Consider the following 13,393-nt stretch of genomic DNA (forward strand, 5'->3'; position numbering starts at 1 on the left):
GATTGTTTGAAGGAAGGAAGTTTAATAATTCTTGTATTTTCAAGGCGGGGAACCTTAGAACTTGCAGAACTCGAGCACAGTAAATACAGTGTTTCAAATGCGACACCCCTTTTTATTCTACTCTATTCTGTTTAGTTTTAATAAGCCTTCCCTGCACTTTTGCGCCAGATGGCGGACATTTCGTGCATATAAAGAATAATCAAACTCATATGCTCCCTTTATCATATTTTTTATACAATAATCCCTTTCATTGCCTAAGTGTATGAGATTTCCCGCAAGGGCAATTATTTCATCACCGTTCTTAAAGCTGCCTTCTATACCCAGATAATTTTCAAATCCGGAGTAAAACAAAAGCAAAAGCCCTGCGCTTTTAATGTCGTCTACCACATTCCACTTCTTCTTTATACCGGATATTACCCACATAAGCTTATCCCATGGCATATAGTGCTTTTTAAAGTTTAAAAATTTATTTCGAAGTCCTGGGTGGCAGTTTAATTCAAAGAGATATTCGCTGCTCATGATATTAAAGGAAAAATCTATTCTGTAATATGTCTCCCCCGATGTCTTATAGCAATATATGCCCAGGTTTTTATAACTTTGGATATCGTTAGGCACAGGCATATTATTTAAATTCTTAATATAATAAGGATTTATCAAACCCACAGCCAATATTTTCAGGGCTTTGAAATAAGGTATGAGGGCGGTATATAAATACTCCCGGGGATTTATATATTCAAAATCCCCCAACAATTTATCCCCCAGCTCCATTAATGTATCAGCGTATTCTATGGCCGCCGCTGATTTTTTTATGCCTAGGGCTGCAGCAGCGGTTTCTTCCCAGGTCTTATTAACTATCCTTTTTTCAAAGGACAGCATTAAATTGTCTATATATCTTTGTACAGTGCCCTCAGAGCGTTCAATGGAAGCTTTGTTTTTATTGTATATCCTTCTTTCATTCCTTATAAAGGCTTCCACATTGGAGGTCGTTTCATTCTTTGACCATGTGGTATTTTCCTTTGGATAAGCTTTATATAAAATGCCCTTGAGCAATTTTTTTATATCCTTAGTAAATCCATCTTTTATAGCCAGACAGCCGTCAAAAAGATGAATTAATTCATCCACAGGCTTTATTTCTTTTCCTAAAAGTTTTTGCTGAGCTATAAATGTTATATCCATGACTCTTTGATTTTTTTCAATTTCCATGGCTTTTTCTATTGTGATAAGAGCGTCCTCACCCTGGTCTTGCATAAGATAGCAAAGACTTAAATTAGCATAAAACTTAATGAGCATATCACAATATTCACTATAATCATTAATCCTCTTGCCATTTTTATCCTCTGTCAGCTTTTCTATGGCTTTACAAAAATATGAGTTTGCCTCATTAAATTTGCCAAGCCTTATCTTTATTAAGGCTAAATTAAAATAAACTTCAGGATTGTCCGAGTGCTCTTCAAAGTCACTGAGAATCACTTCAGCAGTTTCATGTCCTTCACCATCATAATACAGGCAAGCCTCATCTATTTTTATAAGCTCCCCTTTATATTTTTCGGGTATTTCATTTATAATTTCCATGGCTTTATCAATGTTCTTAAGATGCCGATAAACACATACCAAATTATGATATACCATTTTTCTGCTGTATACATCCATATTTTTATACTTATCCAGAATATGATTGTATAAATAACCTGACTTGTCATAATATTCTTTTTCCATATATGTCTGCGCCAGGTCATATACCTCGCTAAAACTTAACTTTTCCAATTCGAGGCAGTTGAAATACTCATCCCATTCCATATCATTTTCCAGGCAACATTTTATAATTCCGGCATAAACGCCGGGTATGAATTTTGTAAGACTTAAGATATCGGTAAAAGTTTTCAAGGCTTCATGGTATTTATTTTGCTTTAAAAGGCAGCAAGACATTTTATATAAAATTTTACTGTCCGGCTTTTCAGCATCATTACATATTTTGTAAAAATCATAGGCCTGGGAGTACTCTCCCATTTCATATAAAACATCAGCAACAATTGCTGTACGGTTAAAGCTTAGATTTTTTCCGGATTTCACAATCTCCAGAGATTTCACTAGGGCTTTTGCTTTGACATAAGGTGTTATGACAAGGGTCTCAAAAGCATTATATAGTTCATCTATGATAAAGCTTCCCAGTTCCATGTCCATTACCTTTTCATATATGTCCATTGCTTTTCTCTTGTCGATTGTGTATAAAAAATAAGCCATCAATATTGAAGCATCGAAGCAGTCACTGTTTTCCTCTGACTGTTTTAATATGGAGCTTTCATGTTTTTCAAATGTTTCATATGCTGCATTCATCTTCAAATTAATAAAACTTAATTTGACTTTCAAAGCAAGAAGCGCTATCTCTTCATCACCGTTTTCAATGCAAAAATTGCTGTTTAACAAATCATCAACTATTTTTAATCCATAAGCCTCATGGTTTTTGTTAATGGCAAGATGGCATTGAAGCAGCATGTATTTCTCCCACATGCTTAATTCTTTGGTGGAGTTGATGGATTCCAATAATTCATAAAACCTATTGCTGGATAGATATATTTTACCAACGAGCTTCACCTTTTCTTCTTTATATTCATCATCAATGGATAATGCATTTTCCATGGCTTTTTCGCTCATCTTTTGGGATATATAAATCTTGCTCAGCATTATTCTGGCGTTGTTTATCTTATCCTTCGGCACATCAGGATTGGATTTGACTCTTTGCAAATGCAAAGAAGCCTTTTCAAAATCACCTTCATTAAAATAGCATTCTCCTAAAAGATAATCCTTTTCTGAACCCTTCAATGTATCTTTTATCCCTGACAAAACTTCAATGGCATCATAGAACTTATTGGCCTTTTTATAAATCCTGACTATTTCATAAATTATATCGTCTCTGCTTTGAGTTATCTCACCTGCTCTTTTTAAACACTTTATAGCTTCTTCATATTTGCCTTGACTCTCCAATAAGATGCCCTTTTCAAGATAGCAGTCAACATTGTTTTCATCAAATTTAAGAGCTTTATCCATAATCTTTAAGGCTTCATTGGCATTTTTATTTTTGATATCCTCAGCTATGCTTAACAAATCAGTAATCTTATTTTTTACATCTCTGGAATTAAGCTTACCGTAATGAATACAGCTCTCAGGACAGGATGAGTTAAGCTGCATACTGCTGCAGCAATCACCGCAAATAAAATTATTTCTATATTTTACGCACTGCCTGCGGCCGCGCTTATTCTGGCAACTTATACAGATATTTTTTTTCATAGAGTTCACCCCAATTGGATAATAATGTATTTATTCGATATCGTCGCTTAAATTCCTGTATGAAAATAAAAAAGCTTGTACTACTTACAGAAAAAATATTTTTTATTTTAACTCAAGCTGCTTTATCCATTCCAAGGTTTTGCCGGTTATTATTATACTTTCACTATTGAGCTTAGAAATTTCCTTTACCCCTGCAGAAATCATAGATACTTTCATTTCATAAATAAATTTTTCGAGCTCATCAAAAACTCCTTTTTCTCCTTTTGATTTATAGGCTTTAAGAAAGGGATAGGCAATGGATGCGGCATCTGCCCCCATCATCAATGCTTTTATTACATCAAGTCCGTTTCTTATGCCCCCTCCGCAAATAACCGACAATTCAGGTCTATATTTGCATACAGCAATCAGGCTTACAGCAGTAGGTATACCTATGTTTAAAAGGCTCTCCCCCACATTATCATTTCTTCTTAAAGACTCAATACGGGCAAAATTTGTTCCGCCATATCCTCCTATATCAACAGTTTGTATACCTGCATCAATAAGCTTTAGAGCAGCAGAACCGGACATACCGAAACCCACCTCTTTTACAATTACGGGTACATGGATTTTACTTTTTATTTCAGCAATATTATTAAGTATGCCTTTGAATTTCCTGTCACCTTCAGGCATTATAAGCTCCTGCAGTACATTAAGATGCAGCTGCAATGCATCAGCTTCTATCATGTCCACTGCTTCTTTTGCCATATCTTTAGATACATTGGCACCCACATTGGCTAAAATAAAGCCATTTTTATTTACTTTTCTCACAATGGAGAAGCTCTCTCTCAAATTCCTATCTTTAACTGCCACTGATTGAGAACCTACGGCAATAGGTATATTGAATTCTTTTGCTGTATTAGCTAAAGCTTCATTTATGCTTTTCCCCTCCTCGGTTCCTCCGGTAATGGCATTTATTATCAACGGAAAGGAAAATTTCCTGTTAAAAATTCTAAGAGACATGTCTATATCGTCAAAATCAACTTCCGGAATGCTGTTATAAAGTATATGTATATCATCAAAAACTTTTATGTTTTTATTCTGACTCGAAATTGCATAAACCATATGCTCTGATTTTCTTTTCAAGCTCATACTTTCCACCTCATTAAGTTAGGGGCTCGGGGCTGTTGCGTTTTAAACACTGCATTGCTATGTCGAGTTCTGCAGGTTCTAAGGCTCCCTGCCTTGAAAATACAAGAATTTTTAAGCTTCACTCCGCTCAAACAATCTGAAATTCTAAGTATTTTCTGCAGCAGCGTCGCCAAGAACTTTTAAAGAACTCTCACGATTCATTTACGTTGTTTAAACGCAACAGCCCCAAGTTAGTCCGACATTTGTACTATAACAAATTTAATACACATAGTATATACAAATATTTTTTAAAAAATATGTATGAAATTTTAAGCTTTACAGGAGAGTTTTATATGTCTCGATACATTTTCCCGCCGGGATTTTTATGGGGCAGTGCTTCTTCAGCCTTTCAGGTCGAGGGTATGTGTACAAATCACGATTTTTATTTATGGTACAAGGAAGGCAGGATAAAGGACAATTCCAATCCCGATTTTGCAGTACTTCATTATATTAAATACAAAGAGGATTTTCATCTCTTAAAGGAGCTTTCTCATAATACGGTGAGAATAGGTTTGGAATGGGCCCGAATTGAACCCATAGAAGGCTCCTTTGATATACTGGCCCTTATGCATTACAGAAATGTGTTAAAAACCATAAAGGATTTAAAAATGTCCCCCATGGTCACACTTCATCATTTTTCAATCCCACTGTGGCTATTTGAAAAAGGGGGCTTTGAATATAAAGACTGTTCTCAATACTTCCTTCGATATGTTAAAAAAACCGTGGAATTCTTAGGCGACCTTATTGATTTTTATATTACCATAAATGAACCTACGGTACTTGCATACAACGGCTATTTTACGGGAGAATTTCCACCGGGTAAAAAGGATTATTTGCTGATGCAAAAGGTTCACAACGCTCTTATAAATATTCATATACTTTCATATAACTGCATCCACCGCATACACGAGAGCAAGGGATGGCATAAAGCAAAGGTCAGCATTGCAAAGCATATGAGAGAGTTTACTCCCTATAGGGAAAAATCTTTAATGGATAAATTATCTCAAAAATATATAGACGTGTTTTTTAATCACAGCTTTTTGAACAAGGCCATGGAACATAATTCCCTTGATTTCATCGGCATAAATTATTATACGGGAAGCCTTATAAAATTTCCCTTTGAAACACTGAGCAGGAAAGATCTTAAAAAAAACAGTCTGGGATGGGACATTTATCCCCAAGGCTTTTATAATGTAATCAAAATAACATGGAATAAATATAAATTGCCCATTTATATCACCGAAAACGGAGTTTGTGATTTCTGTGATGAACTAAGAGAGGATTTTATAAGAGAGCATATTAAAGCTATGCATAAGGCCATAGAGGAAGGTGCGGATGTAAGAGGTTATTATCACTGGTCAAGCCTAGATAATTTCGAATTAACGGAAGGCATAAAAATCCGCTTTGGGATTATTCATATAGACCATGATTCACCAAGTAAAACAAGAACAATCAAGGCAAGCGGCAGGCTGTACGCAAAAATAATCTCTCAAAACGGATTGCTGGAATAAGCCAATATCACAATTATATCAGTTTAATTTAAACACATACGGTAAATTATAACGATGATGCTTCCCCTTGTATAGGTGTTGCTTCCGTTGATATTTTAGGATAATTATGCTATACTGATAAGAATTAATCAGACCTTTAACAATTTACATTTTAGTTATATAATGAAATTCAATTAATTTTTATATATTTTATGTTAAGAGGTGATTCTATGGCAATTATCGTTCAGAAATACGGAGGATCTTCAGTGCAATCCATGGACGGAATTAAACAAATTGCTGAGAAGATTATTGCCAGAAAAAACAAAGGCCATAAAATGGTTATAGTAGTTTCTGCTTTAGGTGACAATACCCAAAGCCTCGTAGATGATGCGCATAGTATAACCGCTACCCCCGACAACCATGAGCTTGAAATAATAAAGGCTGCCGGAGAAATGGTTTCCTCTTCGCTACTTGCCATAGTTTTAAAATCATTAGGACATGATTGTGTCTCCTATACGGCAATGCAGCTAAATTCCAATTCGTCGGTCAGCAGAGGTATGGCCTCCTTTCCCGGTCTTGATGAGAAAATCATCAACAGGGCATTGAATCAAAATAAAGTTGTAATCCTTTCCGGTTTTCAGGGCATAGATAAATTAAGTGATACCGCTTCCATAGGCAAAGATGCTGCAGACATAACGGCAATTGTTATTTCGGCAAGGCTTAACGGTATATGTGAAATATATACGGATGCCGAGGGGATTTATACAATTGACCCCAAATTATATAAGCGTCCTAAAAAATTGGATGTAATAAGCTATGAAGAAATACTGGAATTGATAAGTCTTGGTGCTGATATAATAAATTCCCGGGCAATTGAGCTTGCTGAAAAATATAATGTTCCCGTTTACGTTGCCCATAGCGGAAAAGATGAAAAAGGAACCTACATAAAGGAGGTTGAATTTGTGGATAACAAACCTATCACCGGTATTGCAATAAGCGACAGCGATGCAATAATCACCCTTGAGGGTGTACCCTTTGTATCCAATACTTTGGCCGATACCTTCGAAAGCATAGCAGAACAAAAAATCAGCGTGGATATGATAAGCCAGACCACCCCAATTGAAGGCAAGGTATATATATCATTTACGATACCTAAAAAGGATATCGATGCCTGTAAAACAATTTTAAATAATATCCTTCCGGGGATAAAAATAAATATAGATGAAGAAATAACCAAGTTCTCCGTTGTGGGTATGGGAATGAAATCGGCCTCAGGCGTTGCATCCAGATTATTCAAGCTGTTATCTATAAATAATATTCAGATAAAAATGGTTACTACCTCTGAAATAAGGATTACCTGTGCCATAGAACACAAAGACAAGTTGAAAGCAGTTCAGATTGTTGCCAGGGAATTTGGACTGTAAATTGCGCCCATGCCGGGCGCACAAATGGGGGCTGCTGCATTTGAAACACTTCATTCACTGTTTCAAATGCAACAGCCCCTTTAAATTCATTGAAATATTTTACTAAAAAACACCTTGTAATTCTTTTTGCATATCATCTTCCCAATATTTTCTTCCTGAATTTTAATTTCCTCAATTACCACCATCTCGCTTTTGAATCCATGGTATACAAGCTTTGACACCTGCTTTTTAAGCTTTGTCAGTATGGCACTTACATTTTTTTCATCGGTTTTTATCTCATTAAAGCAAAAAACCGAGGTATCTATGTTTTCACTGTTAAAGCAGGTCATTTTATCTGCCATTCCTCCCGGCAGATTTCTTAAAGCTTCATCTGTCAGCTCTATAAAAGTGAATTCAGTGCTTTGGCTGTATTTTTTCATGCATTTTATTATTTCATTAAGGATAGATCGACTTTTTATTATACTTCCTCTTATTTCATCAATGGGGCACCATATACTTAAATACAGCGAATAATTACTGGACATAAGTCCATCTCTCCTTCATTAACGGCATCTTTTAATATAGTCTATGGGGATACATTGCAATTATGTTCATAAATTTTTCTATCTTAATATTATTCATACAACTCCATGGTACGTGCACATTTTTATACAGTAATAGTCAGGGGAGGTTATTAATAAAATATTAAGCATATGAACATGTATACATATACATATTCAAAATAATATGTTGCATATTTATTCATTTTTTATTATAATAATTTGTATGATGATGAATACTTGAAAGGATGATATATATGAAGAAAGAGAAATTTATACTTGCTTATTCCGGAGGCCTTGATACATCAGTTATTCTTGCATGGCTCAAAGAGAATTACAATTGTGAAGTTATAGCAGTTTGCATAGATGTAGGACAAGGCGATGATTACGATGCCGTTACACAAAAAGCCTTCAATACCGGTGCAAGCAAAGTATATATAGAAGATGTGAAGGAAGATTTCGTTAAAAACTATATATTCCCCACTTTAAAAGCCGGGGCCGTATATGAAGGAAAATATCTTTTAGGTACCTCCTTTGCAAGGCCGGTAATTGCCAAAAGACTGGTGGAAATCGCAGAAAAAGAAGGTGCAACTACCATAGCTCACGGCTGCACAGGCAAGGGTAACGATCAGGTAAGGTTTGAACTTACAATTAAAGCATTAAATCCTTCTCTTAAAGTCATAGCTCCCTGGAGAATATGGGATATCCGTTCCCGTGAAGATGCCATTGATTATGCAAAGGAAAGGAATATACCCATTCCCGTAACCAAGGAAAAACCCTATAGTATGGATAAAAATATATGGCATTTGAGCCATGAAGGCGGAGATTTGGAAAACCCATGGAATGAACACAAAACCGATATGTATCAGATGACAACTCCTCCTGAAGAGTGCCCTGATGCTGCTACTTATGTTGATATATATTTTGAAAAAGGAAACCCTGTTGCCATAGACGGCACAAAATATGAACCCGTTGAATTGCTGGAAAAATTGAATGATATAGGCGGCAAAAACGGCGTCGGCATCATAGACATGGTTGAAAACAGGCTGGTGGGTATGAAATCCAGAGGTGTTTATGAGACTCCCGGAGGTACATTGCTTTACACCGCACATAAAGAACTTGAATATTTGACTTTGGACAGACAGACCATGCATTACAAAGAATTGATTGCACAAAAATATTCGGAGCTTGTTTACGACGGAATGTGGTTTACACCCCTTCGCGAAGCGCTGGATGCCTTCGTGGATTCCACCCAGACCTTTGTAACAGGAACAGTAAGGCTTAAATTATATAAAGGCTCTGCAAAGGTTGCAGGCTCACAATCGCCTTACTCATTATACAGCGAAGAATTTGCAACCTTCGGAAAAGATGAAGTATACAGCCACAAGGATTCGGAAGGCTTTATAAACCTTTTCGGACTTCCGCTTAAAATCAGGGCTTTAATGATGAAGAAAAATGAAGAAGAGGAGACAAAAGAAGCGATATGAAGCTTTGGGGAGGACGTTTCACAAAAGAAACAGATAAACTGACGGATGATTTCAATTCATCCATATCCTTTGATTCAAGGCTATATAAATACGATATAACAGGAAGTATTGCCCATGCAGAAATGCTTGGGCAATGCGGCATTATACCTAAAAGCGATGCAGATAAAATAATTACCGCCTTAAAGGAAATACTTGCTGATATTGAAGATGGAAAGATAGAGTTTGATGTACAGTGTGAAGATATCCACATGAATATTGAAAAAATACTTACAGATAAAATCGGTACTGTAGGTAAAAAGCTTCACACCGCCAGGAGCAGAAATGACCAGGTAGCCTTGGATTTTAAAATGTATATAAAAGACGAGCTTTTAAATATTAAGGAACTTTTATTCAAGCTTGAAGATTGCATATTAAAGCAGGCCGAAAAAAACATTGAAACCGTCATGCCTGGCTTCACCCATCTTCAGCCTGCACAGCCGGTAACCTTTGCTCATCACCTCATGGCTTATTTTGAAATGTTTAAGAGGGACATGGACAGATTATCCGACTGCTATAAAAGAACGGACGTTATGCCTCTTGGTGCCTGTGCATTGGCAGGAACCACCTATGATACCGACCGTAGGCTGGTGGCAAGTATTTTAGGCTTTGAAAGCATTACCGAAAACTCCATGGACAGCGTTTCTGACAGGGATTATGCCATAGAGTTCCTAAGCAGCCTCTCAATTATAATGATGCATCTTAGCAGATTCTGCGAGGAAATAATTCTGTGGTGCTCCAATGCCTTCAGCTTTATAGAACTGGATGACAGCTTCAGTACGGGAAGCAGTATTATGCCTCAGAAAAAAAATCCCGATATCGCAGAGCTTATAAGGGGCAAAACAGGACGGGTTTACGGCAATTTAGTCGGCCTTTTGACTGTGATGAAAGGCCTTCCCTTATCCTACAATAAGGATATGCAGGAGGATAAAGAGGCGTTGTTTGAAGGCGTGGATACGGTAAAAGCCTGCCTTATTTCATTTACACCCATGCTTGAGACCATGAAAGTTAAAGCTTTAAATATGCAAAAATCCTGCAGTCATGGCTTTTTAAATGCCACCGATGCTGCCGATTATCTTGTAAAAAAAGGTATTCCCTTCAGGGAAGCCCATGAAATAATAGGCCGCCTGGTATTATACAGCATAGAAAAGAATAAAACCTTAGAAGAGCTTTCTCTTGATGAATACCAAGACATATCAAAGACTTTCGCAGAAGATATATATGAATTTATCGATATCAAAACCTGTGTTGAGAGCCGCAAAACCTACGGGGGACCCTCCAGCGTCATGGTAAAGGAAGCCATAAAAAGAGGATGGGAATATATAAAGAAATAAGCTTTTAAAAGCTTATTTCTTTATATCATCGATATTATTTTTTTCAATTCTAAACTTTCTCATATACTTTATTACAAGCCATGCTATTATTGCTATGAACGGAAGCAAAGGTATAATGCTTATTAACAGTATGATTATGCTGCTTATAAACCTCATGACGAAATTCAGCGTGCTTTTAAAGCCGTTTTGCATCCCTCTCATGATTTCATCAAGGCTTATAAAGCTAATCTTTACTTCTTCCCCCCCTATTTCCTGGATTTTGCTGAACCTGACGGTAATGGTGCTTAGATCAACGAGCTTATCCCACATCCTTATCCTGCCTTCATAAGACTCTATATCTCCTCTTACCCTGTAGAGTTCATTTGTTACCTTTAAAGTATCCTCTACGGTTTTAGCCTCTTTTAAGATTGAAAGGAGCTGTTCTTCCTGGGCTTTTAAATTCTTTAGGCGGGACTGTATATCTGTATATTGATCGGTAATATCATCTGTGGAAATTGTGGTGGATTTGTTTTCTCCACCGAGAGTATCCAGATATTCAAGATAAGTTTCTAAGCTGCCAGCCGGAACCCTTACGGTTATTTCTGCATAATTATCTCTTATACTGGAGTTAGCTATATATCCTCCCATTTCTCTTGCTTTGTTAATAGCTGAATCATATGAGACTTTTAGGTCTTTGACATCTATTGACGTAGATGCGGTATAAATTATTTTCTTACCGCCATCCTGGGGATTATCTGCAATATCACTTTGATTTTCCCCTGCATAATCGTCATTCGTTTCTAAATCTTCTTTCCCTTTTGCCTCCTCATCCCTGCTATATCCATAATCTGCTCCACCGGCAGAAGGAGCAAAAGATTGGTTGGCAGTATTTGACGACTTACCACTGCCGCAGGCTGCAAGATTAAAGGCCAGCAATAAAACTAAAAAAATATGAGCTATCCTTTTCATAAATCCTCCTCAATAATGTTAAGGGACGCATCTCCTTCTATCAGTATTAAGTCTTGGAGATGCTTAAGATATGCCCCCAACTTATATTCTATCTAAATTTAAGACGAATGCCTGTACAATTTGTTCCAGAATTTTATGGCTATAAAAATCACAGCCACTTTTTCTTTTTGAATATAACAAAGAGCATAATGGAAATTACTATCATAGAAACTACAGTGCCCTGGGATGCAACATCGTGCTTTAACATCTTGATGTTGTTAAAATCCATGCCGAATATTCCAGTAATTAAGGATAGAGGAAGGAAAATAGCAGTTATAATGGTAAATACCTTCATCAGCTCATTGGTTTTATTGGATATCTCGGCTTCAAAGGCCTCTCTTACAAGGACAAGATATTGAACCAGGCTATCCAGTGAAGAAACCAGCTTTTCAATTCTGTTATTTATCTGAAGGAAATAATTTTGATATTCCCCTCCTATTATTTCATTATCATTGCATACAAGGTTATCGCCTACGTATCTTAGGGGAGATATATATCCTCTAAGCCTGTGAACCTGTTTCCTTAAATGGATCAAGTCATTTAAATATCTTTTATCTGGATTCTTAAGTATTTTGATTTCAATATTATCCGCTTCGTTTTCAATAGCGGAAATAATTTCATAGTCATTAAAAATAATCTTATCGAGTATGTAATACAATATTTTCACTATAGACCTGTCGCTGTTGAAAATAACATTTTGCCTGAAATTAATTAATTCATCCTCCAGCTTCTCCAATATCTCCAATTCCTCTTTTGTAACGGTAACGATATAGTTTTTGCCTATGAATATGTCCAATTCTTTGGAAATCACCGTTTTTCCCGTATACTGCACTATGTTCATGACCAGAAAATCATAGCTGTCGAAGAACTCCAGGCGGGCATTTTGCTTGGAATCAAAGCACTCATAGATGGTCAGGGAATGAAATTTGAAAATATCATTGCAGTCTTTTAATTCCTCCGGGTTTGCGATAACCCAGTACATGCATTCCCCGGAAAGGTTTATTTCTTCAGCCTTTATGTGATTTATCTCATTGTTGATTTCAATGACCTTCATTTATCCTCCCTCAAATGTTGGGACTGATAATTCTATCCTCCGTAATAATCATTCCAATTCTCATATCATGGGGCTCTGTTGGTACTTCAGGCACTATCTGCATTTCAAAAGCAATGGCTGCAACTTTGCAGCTTTTGCTTATTTTGCTTAATAATCTATCATAGTATCCCCCGCCATACCCCATTCTAAACCCATTTTCATCAAAGGCAACACCGGGTGCAACCACAAAGTCAATTTCTTCTGCACTAACGGGACGGATATATTTTTTTGGGGGTTCCAGTATTCCATAAGAGCTTTCTTCCAATTCATTCATTGAGTTAAGTTTAGACAGAAGCAGGTCTTTTTCTCCAGGCACCACAATAGGCACAATTATCTCTTTACCAAGCTTCATTGCTTCATCTATCATATCGATGGTATCTACTTCGTTCTTATAGCTGACAAAAAACATAACCCTCTTTGCATTAATGAACTCAGGTATATTAAATAACTTATTCTTTATTTCCAAACTCTTTTTCAATACATCTTCCCGGCTTATTTTCTGCCTTTCCTTTATAATACGGCTTCTCAATTCCTTTTTCATACTATCTATC

At 36.4% G+C, this 13,393-nt stretch carries 10 protein-coding genes; 4 read left to right on the forward strand and 6 right to left on the reverse strand.

Annotated features, from left to right (window positions below; translation table 11 throughout):
• Positions 1-117: 117 nt before the first annotated feature.
• Complete coding sequence (locus OXPF_RS11600) at positions 118-3,285, reverse strand: tetratricopeptide repeat protein (protein WP_054875368.1); 3,168 nt, start codon at positions 3,283-3,285, stop codon at positions 118-120.
• 102 nt (positions 3,286-3,387) lie between these two features.
• Positions 3,388-4,413 carry a type 2 isopentenyl-diphosphate Delta-isomerase gene (gene fni / locus OXPF_RS11605; protein WP_054875369.1) on the reverse strand — a complete coding sequence of 342 codons (1,026 nt, stop codon included), beginning with the start codon at positions 4,411-4,413 and terminating at the stop codon, positions 3,388-3,390.
• 332 nt (positions 4,414-4,745) lie between these two features.
• Here fni and OXPF_RS11610 point away from each other — a divergent pair, with 332 nt between their 5' ends.
• Together OXPF_RS11610 and OXPF_RS11615 are read left to right on the forward strand one after the other, a co-directional pair.
• Positions 4,746-5,963, forward strand: a complete 1,218-nt coding sequence (locus OXPF_RS11610) for a glycoside hydrolase family 1 protein (protein WP_054875370.1) — start codon at positions 4,746-4,748, stop codon at positions 5,961-5,963.
• Positions 5,964-6,172: 209 nt separating this feature from the next.
• A complete protein-coding gene (locus OXPF_RS11615) occupies positions 6,173-7,366 on the forward strand; it encodes an aspartate kinase (RefSeq protein ID WP_054875371.1) in 1,194 nt (397 codons plus the stop codon).
• Positions 7,367-7,452: 86 nt separating this feature from the next.
• Here OXPF_RS11615 and OXPF_RS11620 read toward each other — a convergent pair whose 3' ends face one another.
• Positions 7,453-7,890: a hypothetical protein gene (locus OXPF_RS11620; RefSeq protein ID WP_054875372.1), complete on the reverse strand. Its 438-nt coding sequence runs from the start codon at positions 7,888-7,890 to the stop codon at positions 7,453-7,455.
• 272 nt (positions 7,891-8,162) lie between these two features.
• Between OXPF_RS11620 and OXPF_RS11625 the strand changes: the two genes are divergently transcribed.
• A complete protein-coding gene (locus OXPF_RS11625; protein ID WP_054875373.1) occupies positions 8,163-9,392 on the forward strand; it encodes an argininosuccinate synthase in 1,230 nt (409 codons plus the stop codon).
• Positions 9,389-10,762, forward strand: a complete 1,374-nt coding sequence (gene argH, locus OXPF_RS11630; RefSeq protein WP_054875374.1) for an argininosuccinate lyase — start codon at positions 9,389-9,391, stop codon at positions 10,760-10,762. Before OXPF_RS11625 ends, argH begins: the two co-directional genes overlap by 4 nt.
• Before the next feature lie 12 nt (positions 10,763-10,774).
• On the opposite strand, the gene OXPF_RS11635 is transcribed toward argH, so the two are convergent.
• The 3 genes from OXPF_RS11635 to OXPF_RS11645 all read right to left on the reverse strand — a co-directional run bounded on the left by OXPF_RS11635 (position 10,775) and on the right by OXPF_RS11645 (position 13,383).
• Positions 10,775-11,710, reverse strand: a complete 936-nt coding sequence (locus tag OXPF_RS11635) for a DUF4349 domain-containing protein (protein ID WP_054875375.1) — start codon at positions 11,708-11,710, stop codon at positions 10,775-10,777.
• 148 nt (positions 11,711-11,858) lie between these two features.
• Positions 11,859-12,803 (reverse strand): magnesium transporter CorA family protein, encoded by a 945-nt coding sequence (locus OXPF_RS11640; RefSeq protein WP_054875376.1) that lies wholly within the window; start codon positions 12,801-12,803, stop codon positions 11,859-11,861.
• A 10-nt stretch (positions 12,804-12,813) separates the two neighbouring features.
• On the reverse strand, positions 12,814-13,383 hold the full coding sequence (locus OXPF_RS11645) for a 5-formyltetrahydrofolate cyclo-ligase (protein ID WP_054875377.1): 570 nt from the start codon (positions 13,381-13,383) through the stop codon (positions 12,814-12,816).
• Between the last annotated feature and the right edge of the window lie 10 nt (positions 13,384-13,393).

Origin of the sequence: Oxobacter pfennigii, from assembly GCF_001317355.1 — a bacterium.
Lineage (GTDB): Bacteria > Bacillota > Clostridia > Clostridiales > Oxobacteraceae > Oxobacter > Oxobacter pfennigii.

Coding starts and splice junctions, on each gene's coding strand:
- OXPF_RS11615 (WP_054875371.1), top strand. CDS start 6,173: ATGGCAATTATCGTTCAGAAATACGGAGGATCTTCAGTGCAATCCATG.
- fni (WP_054875369.1), bottom strand. CDS start 4,413: ATGAGCTTGAAAAGAAAATCAGAGCATATGGTTTATGCAATTTCGAGT.
- OXPF_RS11600 (WP_054875368.1), bottom strand. CDS start 3,285: ATGAAAAAAAATATCTGTATAAGTTGCCAGAATAAGCGCGGCCGCAGG.
- OXPF_RS11640 (WP_054875376.1), bottom strand. CDS start 12,803: ATGAAGGTCATTGAAATCAACAATGAGATAAATCACATAAAGGCTGAA.
- argH (WP_054875374.1), top strand. CDS start 9,389: ATGAAGCTTTGGGGAGGACGTTTCACAAAAGAAACAGATAAACTGACG.
- OXPF_RS11625 (WP_054875373.1), top strand. CDS start 8,163: ATGAAGAAAGAGAAATTTATACTTGCTTATTCCGGAGGCCTTGATACA.
- OXPF_RS11645 (WP_054875377.1), bottom strand. CDS start 13,383: ATGAAAAAGGAATTGAGAAGCCGTATTATAAAGGAAAGGCAGAAAATA.
- OXPF_RS11635 (WP_054875375.1), bottom strand. CDS start 11,710: ATGAAAAGGATAGCTCATATTTTTTTAGTTTTATTGCTGGCCTTTAAT.
- OXPF_RS11620 (WP_054875372.1), bottom strand. CDS start 7,890: ATGTCCAGTAATTATTCGCTGTATTTAAGTATATGGTGCCCCATTGAT.
- OXPF_RS11610 (WP_054875370.1), top strand. CDS start 4,746: ATGTCTCGATACATTTTCCCGCCGGGATTTTTATGGGGCAGTGCTTCT.